Annotated in this window: 12 protein-coding genes and 1 tRNA gene; 6 read left to right on the top strand and 7 right to left on the bottom strand. The window is 69.9% G+C overall.

Annotated elements, in window-relative coordinates:
• The first annotated feature begins 4 nt into the window (after positions 1 to 4).
• The 3 genes from FDO69_RS10100 to FDO69_RS10090 are packed head-to-tail and all read left to right on the top strand — an operon-like array spanning position 5 to position 3401.
• Positions 5 to 1819: a branched-chain amino acid ABC transporter permease gene (locus FDO69_RS10100; protein ID WP_104779425.1), complete on the top strand. Its 1815-nt coding sequence runs from the start codon at positions 5 to 7 to the stop codon at positions 1817 to 1819.
• A gap of 5 nt (positions 1820 to 1824) precedes the next feature.
• Positions 1825 to 2688 carry an ABC transporter ATP-binding protein gene (locus FDO69_RS10095; protein WP_104779424.1) on the top strand — a complete coding sequence of 288 codons (864 nt, stop codon included), beginning with the start codon at positions 1825 to 1827 and terminating at the stop codon, positions 2686 to 2688.
• Positions 2685 to 3401, top strand: a complete 717-nt coding sequence (locus FDO69_RS10090; RefSeq protein ID WP_104779423.1) for an ABC transporter ATP-binding protein — start codon at positions 2685 to 2687, stop codon at positions 3399 to 3401. The genes FDO69_RS10095 and FDO69_RS10090 overlap by 4 nt, the downstream gene beginning before the upstream one ends.
• A gap of 75 nt (positions 3402 to 3476) precedes the next feature.
• On the opposite strand, the gene FDO69_RS10085 is transcribed toward FDO69_RS10090, so the two are convergent.
• Entirely contained in the window at positions 3477 to 4133 is a 657-nt protein-coding gene (locus tag FDO69_RS10085) for an ANTAR domain-containing response regulator (protein WP_104779422.1), read from the bottom strand.
• Positions 4134 to 4235: 102 nt separating this feature from the next.
• Between FDO69_RS10085 and FDO69_RS10080 the strand changes: the two genes are divergently transcribed.
• Together FDO69_RS10080 and FDO69_RS10075 are read left to right on the top strand one after the other, a co-directional pair.
• Positions 4236 to 4322, top strand: a tRNA-Leu gene (locus tag FDO69_RS10080).
• An 84-nt stretch (positions 4323 to 4406) separates the two neighbouring features.
• Entirely contained in the window at positions 4407 to 5195 is a 789-nt protein-coding gene (locus tag FDO69_RS10075; RefSeq protein ID WP_104779421.1) for a hypothetical protein, read from the top strand.
• A gap of 5 nt (positions 5196 to 5200) precedes the next feature.
• Here FDO69_RS10075 and pyk read toward each other — a convergent pair whose 3' ends face one another.
• Positions 5201 to 6622 (bottom strand): pyruvate kinase, encoded by a 1422-nt coding sequence (pyk, locus tag FDO69_RS10070; RefSeq protein ID WP_104779420.1) that lies wholly within the window; start codon positions 6620 to 6622, stop codon positions 5201 to 5203.
• A 166-nt stretch (positions 6623 to 6788) separates the two neighbouring features.
• Positions 6789 to 7505, bottom strand: coding sequence for an SIMPL domain-containing protein (locus tag FDO69_RS10065; RefSeq protein WP_104779419.1), 717 nt, complete (start codon positions 7503 to 7505; stop codon positions 6789 to 6791).
• Between the two features lie 163 nt (positions 7506 to 7668).
• Between FDO69_RS10065 and FDO69_RS10060 the strand changes: the two genes are divergently transcribed.
• A complete protein-coding gene (locus FDO69_RS10060) occupies positions 7669 to 9465 on the top strand; it encodes a bifunctional metallophosphatase/5'-nucleotidase (RefSeq protein WP_104779418.1) in 1797 nt (598 codons plus the stop codon).
• Between the two features lie 13 nt (positions 9466 to 9478).
• Here FDO69_RS10060 and FDO69_RS10055 read toward each other — a convergent pair whose 3' ends face one another.
• From FDO69_RS10055 to FDO69_RS10040, 4 genes are all read right to left on the bottom strand, one after another.
• The gene (locus FDO69_RS10055) at positions 9479 to 10891 is read right to left on the bottom strand and encodes a lysine N(6)-hydroxylase/L-ornithine N(5)-oxygenase family protein (protein ID WP_104779417.1); all 1413 of its coding nucleotides are present in this window, start codon (positions 10889 to 10891) and stop codon (positions 9479 to 9481) included.
• Positions 10888 to 12282, bottom strand: coding sequence for a pyridoxal phosphate-dependent decarboxylase family protein (locus FDO69_RS10050; protein ID WP_104779416.1), 1395 nt, complete (start codon positions 12280 to 12282; stop codon positions 10888 to 10890). Before FDO69_RS10050 ends, FDO69_RS10055 begins: the two co-directional genes overlap by 4 nt.
• Before the next feature lie 561 nt (positions 12283 to 12843).
• A complete protein-coding gene (gene pepN / locus FDO69_RS10045) occupies positions 12844 to 15327 on the bottom strand; it encodes an aminopeptidase N (protein ID WP_104779415.1) in 2484 nt (827 codons plus the stop codon).
• A gap of 67 nt (positions 15328 to 15394) precedes the next feature.
• Positions 15395 to 15946, bottom strand: a complete 552-nt coding sequence (locus FDO69_RS10040) for a response regulator (protein WP_104779414.1) — start codon at positions 15944 to 15946, stop codon at positions 15395 to 15397.
• Between the last annotated feature and the right edge of the window lie 38 nt (positions 15947 to 15984).

The following is a 15984-nucleotide window of genomic DNA, read 5'->3' as shown; positions in this document are numbered from 1 at the left end:
TCACATGACCGAGACGACCAAGACCCCGGCACCGGACGCCGTCCCCACCCCGACGCCCGCCCCGCGCGGTCTCCTCCCGCTGCCCACCGCGGCCGCCCGTGCCCTGCTGCTCGCCGGCGGCATCGCCACCGCCGCCTCCGCGTACCTGGCCTGGACCTGGACCGCCGAATTCCCCGGCGACCTCACCTTCAACGGCTACCCCGGTGGCCTGCAGTGGCTGACCTTCACCGCCGGCCTCCTCACCGCCCTGTTCGCCCTCGCCTCCTACGGCGTCCGCGGACTCGGCTGGCTGCTGCCCGCCCGCAACAACGCACCCCTCGTGCTCACCGCACTCGGCGGATTCACCGTCACCTGGTTCACCGTCATCGCCATCAGCGCCCAGCTCGGCGGCGTCGTCAACCTCGAACCCGGTGGCTGGATAGCGGCCGTCGCCTCCCTGCTGCCCGTCCTCGGCGCCTTCGCCCTCCCCCAGGAGCGCACCGGCACCGACGGCACCAAGGAAACCCTCAAGGCCTACGTCGCCAAGCCCGACCGCATCCCCGCCGCTCAGGCCACCGCGCCCTGGATCCAGCGGGCCGTGATCACCGTGGTCACCATCATCGGCCTCGGCGTCTTCACCTACGGCATCGACACCGAGTACGGCGAACTCTTCATCGGCTACCTCTTCGTCGTCACCTTCGCCATGTGGGCCCTGCACACCGCCGGCCTCATGGACCGCTTCTCGGCCCTCGTCGCCGCCAACCGCAGCTTCACCCTCGCCATGGGCTTCGCCGCGGCCATCGCCTTCCCCTTCACCCAGACCGACGACCACTACGCCAACATCGGCGTCAACATCCTGATCTTCGGGACCGTCGCCCTCGGCCTCAACATCGTCGTCGGCCTCGCCGGACTCCTCGACCTCGGATACGTCGCCTTCCTCGGCGTCGGCGCCTACACCGCCGCCCTCGTCTCCGGCTCCGAGTTCTCCACCATCTCCGGCGTCCACCTGCCCTTCTGGGCCTCCGCCCTGGCCGGCGCCGCCGCGTCCCTCGTCTTCGGTGTCCTCATCGGCGCCCCGACCCTGCGACTGCGCGGCGACTACCTCGCCATCGTCACCCTCGGCTTCGGAGAGATCTTCCGCATCGCCGTCAACAACATGGACGGCGACTCCGGACCCGACGTCACCAACGGCCCGAACGGCATCGCCAACATCCCCGACCTGAACTTCTTCGGCTTCAACTTCGGCCAGGCCCACGACATCGGCGGATTCACCCTCGGCCGCTTCGCCAACTACTACCTCCTGATGGTCCTCATCATGGCCATCGTCGTCCTGGTCTACACGCGTGCAGCGGACTCCCGCATCGGCCGCTCCTGGATCGCCATCCGCGAGGACGAGACCGCCGCCACCGCCATGGGCATCAACGGCTTCCGCGTCAAGCTCGTCGCCTTCGCCCTCGGCGCCTCCCTCGCCGGCCTCGCCGGCACCGTCAGCGCCCACGTCACCTACAGCGTCGTCCCCACGCCGTACCAGTTCGCCGGCTCCACCCCGCCCAACTCCGCGTTCCTCCTGGCCGCGGTCGTCCTCGGCGGCATGGGCACCGTGGCCGGACCGCTCCTAGGCGCGGCCCTGCTCTACCTGCTCCCCGAGAAGCTGGTCTTCCTCCAGGACAAGTCGCTCCTCGCCTTCGGCATCGCGCTCATCCTCCTGATGCGCTTCCGCCCCGAAGGCATCATCGCCAACCGCCGTCGCCAGCTCGAATTCCACGAGACCGGCCAACTCGACGTACCCAAACAGACCACGCTGACCGACGAACCGGCCGTCACCAAGGCGGGGGCGTAAGAAACATGACCACACCTGTACTCGAAGCACGCGACGTCACCATGCGCTTCGGCGGCCTCACCGCCGTACGCTCCGTCGACTTCACGGTCAACGCCGGCGAGATCGTCGGCCTCATCGGCCCCAACGGCGCCGGCAAGACCACCTTCTTCAACTGCCTGACCGGCCTCTACGTCCCCACCGAGGGCACCGTCTCCTACAAGGGCACCGTCCTCCCCCCGAAGCCCCACCTGGTCACCCAGGCCGGCATCGCCCGCACCTTCCAGAACATCCGCCTGTTCGCCAACATGACGGTCCTGGAAAACGTCCTCGTCGGACGCCACACCCGCACCAAGGAAGGCCTCTGGTCCGCCCTCCTGCGCGGCCCCGGCTTCAAGAAGGCCGAACGCGCCAGCGAGGAACGCGCCATGGAACTCCTGGAGTTCATCGGCCTCGCCCACAAGCGCGACCACCTCGCCCGCAACCTCCCCTACGGCGAGCAGCGCAAGCTCGAGATCGCACGCGCCATGGCCTCCGAACCCGGCCTGCTGCTCCTCGACGAACCCACCGCCGGCATGAACCCCCAGGAGACACGGGCCACCGAGGAACTCGTCTTCGCCATCCGCGACCGGGGCATCGCCGTCCTGCTCATCGAGCACGACATGCGCTTCGTCTTCAACCTCTCCGACCGCGTCGCCGTCCTCGTCCAGGGCGAAAAGCTCGTCGAAGGCACCTCCGACGTCGTCCAGGCCGACGAGCGCGTCATCGCCGCGTACCTCGGAGAGCCGTTCGAAGGCGACCCCGGCGAGGCCGAAGCCGCCGAGGTCGAGGCCGCCGAAGCCGCCGCGGAAGCGCCCAGCACCACCAGCAGCACCAAGGGAGAAGCCAAGTGACCGCACTCCTCGAGGTCGAGGACCTCCGGGTCTCCTACGGCAAGATCGAAGCCGTCAAGGGCATCTCCTTCAGCGTCGACGCCGGGCAGGTCGTCACCCTCATCGGCACCAACGGCGCCGGCAAGACCACCACCCTGCGCACCCTGTCGGGCCTCCTCAAGCCCACCTCCGGGAAGATCCTCTTCGACGGCAAGCCGCTGAGCGGGGTCCCCGCCCACAAGATCGTCGCCCTCGGCCTCGCCCACTCCCCCGAAGGCCGGCACATCTTCCCCCGCCTCACCATCGCCGAGAACCTCCAGCTCGGAGCGTTCCTCCGCAAGGACAAGGACGGCATCGAAAAAGACATCCAGCGCGCCTACGACCTCTTCCCCATCCTCGGGGAACGCCGCAAGCAGGCCGCAGGAACCCTCTCGGGCGGCGAACAGCAGATGCTCGCCATGGGACGCGCCCTCATGTCCCAGCCCAAGCTCCTCATGCTCGACGAGCCCTCCATGGGCCTCTCCCCGATCATGATGCAGAAGATCATGGCGACCATCTCCGAGCTCAAGTCCCAGGGCACGACGATCCTCCTCGTCGAACAGAACGCCCAGGCCGCGCTCTCCCTCGCCGACCAGGGCCACGTCATGGAGGTCGGCAACATCGTCCTCTCCGGAACAGGGCAGGACCTGCTCCACGACGAGTCGGTGCGCAAGGCGTACCTGGGCGAGGACTGAGGTCCCGGCCCGTACGCCAAGAGGCCCGCTCCCCCTCCGGTCCGGAAGGGAAGCGGGCCTCTTGGCGTCTTGTCCTCAGCCCTTGTTGGCCTTCTTCTCGTCGGCGTCCTGGATGACGGCCTCCGCAACCTGCTGCATCGACATCCGCCGGTCCATCGACGTCTTCTGGATCCACCGGAAAGCAGCCGGCTCCGACAGCCCGTACTCCGTCTGCAGAATCGACTTCGCCCGGTCCACCAGCTTGCGCGTCTCCAGCCGGAGCGTGAGGTCGGCGACCTCCTTCTCCAGCTCCTTCAGCTCCGTGAACCGCGAGACGGCCATCTCGATCGCCGGCACGACATCCGTCTTGCTGAACGGCTTCACCAGATACGCCATCGCACCCGCGTCCCGGGCACGCTCCACCAGGTCGCGCTGCGAGAACGCGGTCAGCATCAGCACCGGCGCGATGCTCTCCTCCGCGATCTTCTCCGCCGCGGAGATACCGTCCATCTTCGGCATCTTCACGTCCAGGATCACCAGATCGGGCCGGTGCTCACGAGCCAGCTCCACCGCCTGCTCACCGTCCCCGGCCTCACCGACGACGGTGTACCCCTCCTCCTCCAGCATCTCTTTGAGATCGAGCCGGATCAGCGCCTCGTCCTCGGCGATGACGACCCGCGTCGTCAACGGAGGCACGTGCGACTTGTCCTCTTCAGGCACGTCAACAGGCTGGGGCGACTCGGGGGCACTCACGTGGGCTCCTTGGTAGGGGCAGGCCGGTACTGCTCCCAAGCAGCGTACCTAGCAGCAAGGCCCCACAGTGAACCGGTACACTGCTCATCGGTCCCCTGACTTGCCCGGTTGGAGGAACTGGTCAGACTCGCGGCACTCAAAATGCCGTGCCCTTTGGGCATGTGGGTTCGAATCCCACACCGGGCACCACAAGATCAGAAGCGGAGGATCACGTTCGCGTGGTTCTCCGCTTTTTGCTGCTCACGGTCACCGTCAGCGACACACAGTGGTCGCATGAATTTCCATGGCACTGACGTGCGACAGAAGGCCATCACTCTTCTGCGCGGGGGCGCGAGGAACGCGGAGGTGGCCCGTAGCCTCAACGTGCCACTGGGGACGGTCGGCTACTGGAAGCATCTGGACCGCGCGAAGCGCGGCGAGTGCCCCGGGCGCCACGATCCGAAATGCCCCCGGTGCGACGGTCGGGATCTGGACGAGCCCGCCTATTCCTATCTGCTGGGTCTGTATCTCGGGGACGGACACATCAGCCACTACTCCGAGCACCGCGTACCCAACCTCATGATCGCCTGCACAGAGTCATGGCCCGGTCTCATGGACGCCTGCGAAGCGGCCATGCGGGCGGTCTTCCCCGCGAATTCGACCTGCCGTGTCCGCAGAACCGGCTGCAGCAACGTGAAGGTCTACTCGAAGCACCTGCACTGCCTGTTCCCCCAACACGGCCCCGGCAAGAAGCATGAACGTCGCATCGCCCTCGAACCCTGGCAACAGGCCATCGTCGACGCCCACCCCTGGGAATTCATCCGCGGTCTCATCCACTCCGACGGCTGTCGGATCACCAACTGGACGACCCGGACGGTCGCCGGTGAGCGGAAGCGCTACGAGTATCCCCGGTACTTCTTCACCAACGTCTCCGACGACATCCGGCGGCTGTACACCGACACCCTGGACAAGCTCGGCATCGAGTGGACGCACTGCACCCGTAACGGCAACCCGTTCAACATCTCCGTCGCCCGCAAAGCCTCCGTCGCTCTCATGGACGCCCACGTCGGGCCCAAGTACTGACCCGGCTACTCAGCGATGTGGTGGACCCTGACCATGTTCGTCGAGCCCGAGACGCCGGGCGGGGAGCCGGATGTGATGACGACCGTGTCGCCCGGGCTGCAGCGGCCGTAGCGGAGCAGGAGTTCGTCGACCTGGTCGACCATCGCGTCCGTGGTGTCGACGCACGGGCCGAGGAAGGTTTCGACGCCCCAGGTGAGGCTGAGCTGGGAGCGGGTCGCCTGGTCGGGGGTGAAGGCGAGGAGGGGGATCGGGGAGCGGTAGCGGGAGAGGCGGCGGGCGGTGTCGCCGGACTGGGTGAAGGCGACCAGGAAGCGGGCGCCCAGGAAGTCGCCCATCTCGGCTGCCGCCCGGGCGACCGCGCCGCCCTGGGTGCGGGGTTTGTTGCGGTCGGTGAGGGGCGGGAGGCCCTTCGCGAGGAGGTCCTCTTCCGCCGCTTCGACGATGCGGGCCATCGTGCGGACGGTTGCGATGGGGTGTTTGCCGACGCTCGTCTCGCCGGAGAGCATCACCGCGTCGGTGCCGTCGATGACCGCGTTGGCGACGTCGGAGGCTTCGGCGCGGGTCGGGCGGGCGTTGTCGATCATCGAGTCGAGCATCTGGGTGGCGACGATGACGGGCTTGGCGTTGCGTTTGGCCAGTTTGATGGCGCGTTTCTGGACGATCGGGACCTGTTCGAGTGGCATTTCGACGCCGAGGTCTCCGCGGGCGACCATGATGCCGTCGAAGGCGGCGACGATCTCGTCGATGGTGTCGACGGCCTGGGGTTTTTCGATTTTGGCGATGACGGGGAGGCGGCGGCCTTCCTCGTCCATGATGCGGTGGACGTCCTGGATGTCGCGGCCGGAGCGGACGAAGGACAGGGCGATGACGTCGAAGCCGGTGCGCAGGGCCCAGCGGAGGTCGTCCTCGTCCTTTTTGGAGAGGGCGGGGACGGAGACGGCGACGCCGGGGAGGTTGAGGCCCTTGTGGTCGCTGATCACGCCGCCTTCGAGGACGGTGGTGTGGATGCGGGGGCCGTCGACGGAGGTGACCTTGAGGCAGACCTTGCCGTCGTCGACGAGGATGCGTTCGCCGGTGGTGACGTCGGCGGCGAGGCCGGCGTAGGTGGTGCCGCACATGTGGCCGTCGCCTTCGACGCCTTCTTCGACGGTGATGGTGAAGGTGTCGCCGCGTTCGAGGAGTACGGGGCCTTCGGTGAAGTGGCCGAGCCTGATTTTGGGGCCTTGGAGGTCGGCGAGGAGGCCGACGCTGCGGCCGGTCTCGTCGGCTGCTTTGCGGACCCGGTGGTAGCGCTCCTCGTGTTCGGCGTGGCCGCCGTGGCTGAGGTTGAGGCGGGCTACGTCCATTCCGGCGTCGACCAGGTCTTTGATCCGGTCGTACGAGTCGGTGGCGGGTCCAAGGGTGCAGACGATTTTTGCTCGGCGCATGAAAGGAGCCTATGAGTTACCGACCGGTAGAGAATTGGTCGGGCATGGCCACTCAACAGACTTTGCGTGAAGCGTTATTGACAAGTGTCGAATTGTGCGCAGGGGTGCTCCGATGAGCGCTCGCGGAATTCGGTCGGATTTTCGGAAATGGGCTCGCGGGAGTGCCTTACAGCTGGGGCGGCACCATGGTGAAGCGGGCGTTGATCTGGGCGTGGACGCGTTGGCGCTGGGGTTCGAGGTCGAGGGGGGCGGGGGTGTCCTCGGCGGCGCCGGCGAAGGCCGCGGAGCGCATGCGGCCGGGGGCCTGGGGGTAGGGCGGCGGGGCGCTCTCGGCGCCGATGTCGGCGAGTTCGACCAGGGCGGAGAGGCGGGTGCCGAGGGCTTCGGCGTACTCGCGGGCGCGTTGGACGGCTTCGTGTACGGCCTTCTTGCGGGCTTCGCGGTGGGCGGGTGAGTCGGGGCGCAGGGCCCACCAGGGGCCGTCGACGCGGGTGAGTTCGAGGTCGGCGAGGCGGGTGGTGAGTTCACCCAGGGCGGTGAAGTCGGTGAGTTCGGCGGTGACGCGGACGCTGCCGTGGTAGGTGCGGACGCGTTCGCCGCGGCCGTGCTTGGTGAGTTCGGGGGTGATGGAGAAGGCGCCGGTCTCCAGCCGTTCGACGGCGTCGCCGTAGGACTTGACGAGGTCGAGAAGGCCGGCGTTGCGGCGGGTGAGGTCGTCGAGGGCGGAGCGGCGGTCGCGGCCGCGGGCGGCGACGGTGATGCCGATGCGGGCGATCTCGGGGTCGACTTCGAGGCGGGCCTCGCCGCGGACGGCGATGCGGGGGGCCTCGGGTGTGCCGTAGGGGACGGCGGGCTGGGAGGCGTCTGGGGTGGCCGCGGTCATACGCCCCACTCTGTCATGTCTGGGCTGGTTGGCGGCCGGGGATCGGGGGGCCGAGTCATCAGATCGCAACCTGCCGGGTCTGTTGCGGCCGGTCATGGACGGGTCAGAATCTACGCGCGTTATCTACGCGCGTCGTTCACAGATTCCGCAAGGGGAGCCAGATATGCCGTTGAACCGCCGGAAGTTCCTGGAGAAGTCCGCCGTGACGGGAGCGGGGGTGGCGCTGGCCGGTGCGGTCTCGGCCCCGGGTGCGCAGGCGGCCGAGGCGAAGCGGGGCGCCAAGCGCTACGCGTTCACCGTGCTGGGGACGACGGACCTGCACGGCAACGTCTTCAACTGGGACTACTTCACGGACAAGGAGTTCGACGACAAGGACCACAACGATGTCGGCCTCGCGAAGGTCTCGACGCTGGTGAACCGGGTCCGTGCGGACAAGGGCCGCCGCAACACGCTGCTGATCGACGCGGGCGACACCATCCAGGGCACGCAGCTGTCGTACTACTACGCCAAGGTGGACCCGATCACCGCCACGGGCGGCCCGGTGCACCCGATGGCGCAGGCGATGAACGCCATGGGCTACGACGCGGCGGCGCTCGGCAACCACGAGTTCAACTACGGCATCCCGGTGCTGCGGAAGTTCGAGCAGCAGTGCGATTTCCCGCTGCTGGGTGCGAACGCGCTGGACGCGAAGACGCTGCGGCCGGCGTTCGCGCCGTACAGCATGCACCGGCTGTGCACGCCGCACGGGCGGGACGTGAAGGTGGCGGTGCTGGGGCTGACCAACCCGGGCATCGCGATCTGGGACAAGGCGAACGTGCAGGGGAAGATGACGTTCCCGGGCCTGGAGGAGCAGGCGGCGAAGTGGGTGCCGAAGCTGCGGTCGATGGGCGCGGACGTCGTGATCGTGTCGGCGCACAGTGGTTCGTCGGGGACGTCGTCCTACGGTGACCAGCTGCCGTACATCGAGAACGCGGCCGCTCTGGTGGCCGAGCAGGTGCCGGGCATCGACGCGATCCTGGTCGGTCACGCGCACACGGAGATCCCGGAGTACTTCGTCGCGAACAAGAAGACCGGCAAGAAGGTCGTGCTGTCGGAGCCGCTGAAGTGGGGCCAGCGGCTGACGCTGTTCGACTTCGAGCTGGTCTGGGAGAAGGGCTGCTGGAAGGTCGAGAAGGTCGGTGCGAAGGTCCTGAACTCCAACACCGTGGAGGAGGACCCGAAGATCACGAAGCTGCTGACGGACGAGCACGAGAAGGTCGTGGCGTACGTCAACCAGGTCATCGGCACCAACACGGCGGAGATGACGTCGGCCGAGGCGCCGTACAAGGACGTGCCGATCATCGACCTGATCAACCACATCCAGGCGGACACGGTGAAGCAGGCGCTGGCCGGCACGGAGTACGCCGCGCTGCCGGTGCTGTCGCAGGCGGCGTGTTTCTCGCGCAGCGCGCGGATCCCGGCGGGTCAGGTGACGATCCGGGACGTGGCGGGTCTGTACGTCTTCGAGAACACGCTGGAGGCGCGTCTGATGACGGGCGCGCAGATGAAGGCGTACCTGGAGTTCTCGGCGAACTACTACGTGCAGACCGCGCCGGACGCCCCGGTGGATCCGGCGAAGCTGACGAACGCGAACGGCACGCCGGACTACAACTACGACGTGGTGAGCGGCCTGTCGTACGAGATCGACATCGCGAAGCCGGCCGGGTCCCGGGTGGCGAACGTGCGGTTCGAGGGGCAGCCGCTCGCGGACGACGCGCAGTTCGTGTTCGCGGTGAACAACTACCGCGCCAACGGCGGCGGGAACTTCCCGCACGTCGCCGCGGCCCGGGTGCTGTGGTCGAACTCGGAGGAGATCCGCAACACCATGATCGCCTGGGTGAAGGCGAAGGGGTCGATCGACCCGGCCGCCTTCGCGGGGGTGGACTGGAAGCTCACGCGCGACGGCACGCCCGTTTTCTGAGCCGCGCGCTTCGTCACCTTCGGTCGTCGACCAGCGGCGTCAGGGCCGGTGCCTCGCGGGGCGGCGGGACGTGCGCCCGCTGAGTGAGGCCGAAGGTGGTGAAGGCGGTGCGGCTCGGGAGTGCGTAGGCTTCCCTGCCCGTCAGGGAGTTGAGGATGATCGCGCTGCGCCAGGCGGCGAGGCCGAGGTCGGGGGCGCCGACGCCGTGGGTGTGGGTTTCGGCGTTCTGGACGTAGACCGTGCCGGTGACGGACGGGTCGAGGACGAGCCGGTGGTCCTCGTCGATGCGGGGCCGCTCCTTGTTGTCGCGGCGCATGTAGGGGTCGAGGCCGGCGAGGATCCGGTCGAGGGGGCGTTCGCGGTAGCCGGTGGCGAGGACGACGGCGTCGGTGGTGAGGCGGGAGCGGCTGCTTTGCAGGTCGTGCTCCAGGTGCAGTTCCACTTTGGTGGTGGCGACCCGGCCGGCGGTGCGGACCCGTACGCCGGGGGTGAGGACGGCGTCGGGCCAGCCGCCGTGCAGGGTGCGGCGGTAGAGCTCGTCGTGGACGGCGGCGATGGTGGCGGCGTCGATGCCCTTGTGCAGCTGCCACTGGCCCTCGACGAGCCGGTCGCGGGTGGATTCGGGCAGGGCGTGGAAGTAGCGGGTGTGGTCCGGGGTGAAGTGCTCCAGGCCGAGCTTGGAGTACTCCATGGGCGCGAAGGCCTCGGTGCGGCCCAGCCAGTGCAGTTTCTCGCGTCCGGCGGGCCGGTTGCGCAGCAGGTCGAGGAAGACCTCGGCGCCGGACTGTCCGATGCCGACGACGGTGACGTGTTCGGCGGCGAGCAGGGCGGCGCGGTGGTCGAGGTAGTCGGCGGCGTGTACGACGGGCACGCCGGGGGCCTCGACGAGGGGCTTGAGGGGGTCGGGGACGTAGGGCTCGGTTCCGATGCCGAGGACGACGTCGCGGGTGTAGGTGCGGCCGAGGGCTTCTGCTTCTCCGTCACTGTCGAGCTGGGTGAAGTCGACCTCGAAGACGTCGCGTTCGGGGTTCCAGCGGACGGCGTCGACCTGGTGGCCGAAGTGGAGCCCGGGGAGGTTCTCGCTGACCCAGCGGCAGTAGGCGTCGTACTCGGCGCGGTGGATGTGGAAGCGCTCGGCGAAGTAGAAGGGGAAGAGCCGCTCGCGGCTCCTGAGGTAGTTGAGGAAGGTCCAGGGGCTGGTGGGGTCGGCGAGGGAGACCAGGTCGGCGAGGAACGGGACCTGGAGGGTGGCGCCCTCGATGAGCAGGCCGGGGTGCCAGCCGAAGGCGGGGTTCTGGTCGTAGAAGACGGTGTCGAGGCCGCCGAGCGGGTGGGCGAGGGCGGCGAGGGAGAGGTTGGCGGGGCCGATGCCGATGCCGACGAGGTCGCGGGGGGCGTCGGGGTCGGGGGTCGGTGCGGGGTTCATCGGGGGGTGTGTCCTTCCACGAGGGTGGCTCGGCTCGTTGCCGCGAGGTGCAGCAGGGCGGCCAGGTCGTCGGGCCCGGTGGCGGGGTTGAGGAGGGTGGCCTTGAGCCAGAGCCGGCCGTCGAGGCGGGCCCGGCCGAGGACGGCCCGGCCGTCGGTGAGCAGCGCGCGGCGTACGGCGGCCACGGTGGTGTCGGTGGCGCCCTTGGGCCGGAACAGCACGGTGCTGATGTCGGGCGGGGCGTGCAGTTCGAAGCCGGGGTGGGCGTCGACGAGGGCGGCGAACACCCGGGCGTGGGCGCAGACCTGGTCGACGAGCGCGCCGAGGCCGGCGCGTCCCAGGGTTTTGAGGGTGACGGCGATCTTGAGGACGTCGGGGCGGCGGGTGGTGCGCAGGGACCGGCCGAGCAGATCGGGGAGTCCGGCCTCGGTGTCGTCGTCGGCGTTGAGGTAGTCGGCGTGCTGCCGCAGGGCGGCGAGGTCGCGGGGGTCGCGGACGGCGAGGAGGCCGGCGGCGACCGGTTGCCAGCCGAGTTTGTGCAGGTCGAGGGTGACGGTGTGGGCGGCGTCGAGTCCGGTGAGCCGTGTGCGGTGGCGGTCGCTGAAGAGGAGGCCTCCGCCGTATGCGGCGTCGATGTGCAGACGGGCGCCGTGGGCGGCGCAGCGGGCGGCGATCTCGGGCAGTGGGTCGATGCGTCCGGCGTCGGTGGTGCCGGCGGTGGCGGCGACGAGCAGGGGGCCGGGCAGGCGGGTGAGCGTCTCGTCGAGCGTGTCGGGGTCGAGCGTGCCGCCCGGGGCGGGTACGACGACGGGTTCGGGCAGTCCGAGCAGCCAGGCAGCGCGGGGCAGTGAGTGGTGGGCGTTGGTTCCGCACACGAGCCGGACGGATCCGCCGTGCGCTTCCCGGGCGAGGAGCAGGGCGAGTTGGTTGGATTCGGTGCCGCCGGTGGTGACGAGGGAGTCGGCCGTGTCGCTGTCCGGGTAGACCAGCCTGGCCAGCACGCCTGCCGCCAGGGCCTCCAGTTCCGAGGCCGCCGGGGCCTGGTCCCAGGAGTCCAGGGACGGGTTGAGGGCCGAGGCGGCGAGGTCGGCGGCGGTGGCGACGGCGAGGGGTGGGCAGTGGAGGTGGGCGGCGCACAGGGGGTGGGCCGGGTCGGCGGCGCCTTCCGCGAAGGCCCGGACCAGGGTGGGCAGGGCGTGGGGGTCGCCCTGGTCGGGCAGGAGCTCCCCCACCGCTTCCCGCAGGCGGGCGGCGACCACGCCTGGTCCGCCCGTCGGCAGCGGTCCGCCCCGGGCCCGGGCGCCGGTGTCCAGCGCCTCGAGGACGGTGTCGAGCAACGGCCGCAGGGCGCGGGGGCCTTCGGGGCCTGAGGCGAGGGGCGGCGTGCTCATGGGTCTGACCTCCGGGGCGCGGGGCGAGACGCCCGTACGGCTCAACGACCCGACCCGGGTGGAGGTATCTCCCGCGGGGCAAACCGGTCGGCCCGCACCTCCAGCGACCGCTGAACAGGTCGACCCCGCACGTCCACAAGCCCGAGAACCGGCCGGCCCCGCACGTCCGGCGACCGCTGAACAGGTCGGCTCCGCACCTCCAGCGACCGCTGAACAGGCCGATCCCACACGTCCAGCGACCGCTGAACAGTCCGGCCCCGCACCTCCAGCGACCGCTGAACAGGCCGACCCGCACGTCCACAAGCCCGAGAACCGGCCCGGGCGCGCGGCCGCCGGCCCGGGTTCCCGGAGTCGGCCGTGCGGCCCTCGGCCCGGGCCGAGAAGGGGCGAAGCGGTCAGCGGCCCGTTCGAGCGCCCCAGGGCCTGTCGTTTGGATCAGGTCTCAGACGCGGGGCCCGGCACGCGCATCTGCCGCGTTGTCGCCGGTCGCAGGTCGCAGGTCGCAGGTCGCAGGTCGCAGGTCGGCGACCGCATCCCCGTCCCCGTCGGTCCTAGCCCCCGTCATCCCCCCTGAACCCGCAACGCCCTCGCCAGATCGTCCAGTTGGTCCACCAGCTTGCGCCGGAGCGCGGGGATGGGGTCGGCGGCGCGCAGGCATTCCTCGCCGAGGCGGAGGGTGTCCGCGTCGACGGCGTGGGCGGGGAAGGCCCAGCGGCCGGCGGCGTCGGCGATGGCGGGGCCCCGGCGGTCGGCGACGGCGACCGCGTCGGCGTAGTAGCGCCCGACGTACTCGCGTACCAGCTCGCCCTGTTCGGGCTGCCAGAAGCCGCGGGCGGTGGCGGTGAACAGGTAGTTGGACAGGTCGTCGGAGCCGAACATGGCCTGCCAGGCGCGGGCCTTGGCCTCGGGGTCGGGCAGGGCGGCGCGGCAGCGGGCGGCGCCCTCCTGGCCGGTGGCGCTCGGGTCGCGTTCCAGTTCGGCGGCGATGGCGGCCTCGTCGGTCGCGCCGAGGACGGCGAGCCGGGCGAGCACGCGCCAGCGCAGCTCGGGGTCGAGCTCGGGGCCGCCGGGCACGGTGCCGTCGGCGAGCCAGGCGGCGATGGTGTCGGGGTGGGCGGCCACGTCGATGCGGTGGCGTACGGCGATCAGGCGCAGGCCGGGGTTGTCGCCGTCCTCGGTGCGGCGGATGAGGTCGCGGCACAGTTCGGAGAGGGTGGCGAGTGCGGCGGGCCGCTCCTCGGGGGTGAGGTAGCGGTCGGCGATGTACGTGGCGGCGAAGGCGAGCACGCCCTGGACGATGGCGAGGTCCGTCTCCAGCGGGAGGTGGGCGCGGGCGGTCTCCAGGTAGGCGACGGGGGCGAGTTCGCCGTCGCGGACGGCGTCCCGCAGGGCGTTCCAGACGACCGCGCGGGTGAGCGGTTCGGGCAGTCCGGACAGTTCCTTGCGGACGGTCTCGAAGGACTCGGGGTCGAAGCGGACCTTGGCGTAGGTGAGGTCGCCGTCGTTGAGGAGGAGCAGGGCGGGCCGCTTGCCGATGGGGTGGGTCTCGGTGTGCGGGAGGTCGAGGTGGAGGCGTTCGCGCAGCACGAGCTGGCCGCCGTCGTCGCCGAGGTCGCGGTCGTAGAGGCCTGCGGCGATGCGGTGCGGGCGGCTGCCGGCGCGGTCGACGGTGAGGGCGCAGGTGCCGTGCTCGCCGGGTGTGATGCGCGGGGTGAGGGTGTCGACGCCGGTGGTGCGCAGCCAGGCGTCGGCCCAGGCGTGGACGTCGCGGTCGGTGGCGCCGGCGAGGTTGTCGATGAAGTCGGCGAGGGTGGCGTTGCCGTACTTGTGCCGGGCGAAGTGGGCGTTGATGCCGGCGAGGAAGTCCTTCTCGCCGAGCCAGGCGACCAGTTGCCGCAGTGCGCTGGCGCCCTTGGCGTAGGAGATGCCGTCGAAGTTGAGCAGCGCGGAGGCGGTGTCGTCGACGGCCTCGGGGGCGACGGGGTGGGTGGAGGGGCGCTGGTCGGCGTCGTAGCCCCAGGACTTGCGGGTGACGCCGAAGTCGGTCCAGGTGTCGGAGAAGCGGGTGGCTTCGGTGAGGGTCTGGTAGCCCATGTACTCGGCGAAGGACTCGTTCAGCCAGATGTCGTCCCACCACTTGAGGGTGACGAGGTCACCGAACCACATGTGGGCCATCTCGTGGGCGATGACCATGGCGCGGGTCTGGCGTTCGGTGTCGGTGACGGCGGAGCGGTAGACGAACTCGTCGCGGAAGGTGACCAGGCCCGGGTTCTCCATGGCGCCGGCGTTGAATTCGGGCACGAAGGCCTGGTCGTAGGAGTCGAACGGGTAGGGCTCGTCGAACTTCTCGTGGTAGCGGTCGAAGCAGGCGCGGGTGACGTCGAGGAGTTCGTCGGCGTCGGCGTCCAGGTGGGGGGCGAGGGAGCGGCGGCAGTGCAGGCCGAAGGGCAGGCCGCGGTGTTCGGTGCGCACGGAGTGCCAGGGGCCTGCGGCGACGGCGACCAGGTAGGTGGAGATGAGCGGTGTGGGGGCCGCGGTCCATACGCCGTCGGCCTGTTCGGTGATGCCGTTGGCGAGGACGGTCCAGTTCTGCGGGGCCGTCACGGACAGTTCGAAGACGGCCTTGAGGTCGGGCTGGTCGAAGGCGGCGAAGACGCGCTGGACGTCTTCCATGAACAGCTGGGTGTAGACGTAGGTCTCGCCGTCGGTGGGGTCGGTGAAGCGGTGCATGCCCTCGCCGGTGCGGGAGTAGCGCATCCGGGCGTCCACGTGCAGTTCGTGCTCGCCGGCGGTGAGGTTCGGCAGGGTGAGCCGGTTGCCGTCCAGTGCCTCCGGGTCCAGGGGGTGTCCGTCGAGGGTGACGGAGCGCAGCTCGGCGGGCTTGAGCTCGACGAAGGTGTCCCCGTCCACGCGGGCAGCGAACCTGATCAGGGTGCGGGAGTCGAAGGTGTCGTCGCCGCCGGTCAGGTCGAGTTCGATCGTGTAGTGGTGGACGTCGAGGAGCTCTGCTCGGGTCTGCGCTTCGTCGCGCGTCAGTACGGACATGCGAGACATGCTGCCTGATGGCGTCGGCAAGGCACAGAGGCGGATCGGTACGTGCCCAATGTCCGGTCTAGGTGCGGTCCTTTTCGAGCTCCCCGGCGTGCGCCCCCATGGGGCGCTGGGTGGGCACGTGCGCGTCGGGATGCGGCAGTGCGGGGCGCGCGGGGTGTGCGGCGGTCTCGGTGTGCTCCCCTGCGAGGGCGCGCAGGCGGTGCACCTCCCGTTGCAGGGCGAGATGGCGCCGGTGGGCGTCGTAGAGGTAGCGGACCTTGGTGCGCAGGGCCCAGGGGTCGACGGGTTTCAGGACGAGGTCGGCGACGCCGAGCCGGAAGGCGGTGGTGGTCAGTTCGTGGTCGGCGCCGAAGCCGGTGAGCAGGATCACGGGGATGTGCTGGGTCTGCTCCACGCGCCGCATGTAGCGCACGACCTCCAGTCCGCTGACGCCGGGCATGCGCACGTCGAGCAGCAGCAGGCCGACCTGGCCGCGGAGCACCTGCTTGAGTGCCTCGTCGCCGCTGGTGGCCCGGCTGAGCTGGTAGCCCAGCGGGGCCAGGGCGCTTTCGAGCGCGTACAGCGTGTCCTCGTGGTCGTCGACGATGAGGATCCTGGTATCCGACGGCATGGCCCCACGCCCCTCCCTCGTGGAGGACCAGAGTAGTC

Source organism: Streptomyces tibetensis, assembly GCF_007655005.1.
In the GTDB taxonomy this organism is placed as follows: domain Bacteria; phylum Actinomycetota; class Actinomycetes; order Streptomycetales; family Streptomycetaceae; genus Streptomyces; species Streptomyces tibetensis.
This window is presented reverse-complemented; position numbering and strand designations above follow the sequence as displayed.

Excerpts from the sequence above, each read along its gene's own strand:
- FDO69_RS10100 (WP_104779425.1), top strand. The coding sequence starts at position 5 with ATGACCGAGACGACCAAGACCCCGGCACCGGACGCCGTCCCCACCCCG.
- FDO69_RS10095 (WP_104779424.1), top strand. The coding sequence starts at position 1,825 with ATGACCACACCTGTACTCGAAGCACGCGACGTCACCATGCGCTTCGGC.
- FDO69_RS10075 (WP_104779421.1), top strand. The coding sequence starts at position 4,407 with ATGAATTTCCATGGCACTGACGTGCGACAGAAGGCCATCACTCTTCTG.
- pyk (WP_104779420.1), bottom strand. The coding sequence starts at position 6,622 with ATGCGCCGAGCAAAAATCGTCTGCACCCTTGGACCCGCCACCGACTCG.
- FDO69_RS10065 (WP_104779419.1), bottom strand. The coding sequence starts at position 7,505 with ATGACCGCGGCCACCCCAGACGCCTCCCAGCCCGCCGTCCCCTACGGC.
- FDO69_RS10060 (WP_104779418.1), top strand. The coding sequence starts at position 7,669 with ATGCCGTTGAACCGCCGGAAGTTCCTGGAGAAGTCCGCCGTGACGGGA.
- FDO69_RS10055 (WP_104779417.1), bottom strand. The coding sequence starts at position 10,891 with ATGAACCCCGCACCGACCCCCGACCCCGACGCCCCCCGCGACCTCGTC.
- FDO69_RS10050 (WP_104779416.1), bottom strand. The coding sequence starts at position 12,282 with ATGAGCACGCCGCCCCTCGCCTCAGGCCCCGAAGGCCCCCGCGCCCTG.
- pepN (WP_104779415.1), bottom strand. The coding sequence starts at position 15,327 with ATGTCCGTACTGACGCGCGACGAAGCGCAGACCCGAGCAGAGCTCCTC.
- FDO69_RS10040 (WP_104779414.1), bottom strand. The coding sequence starts at position 15,946 with ATGCCGTCGGATACCAGGATCCTCATCGTCGACGACCACGAGGACACG.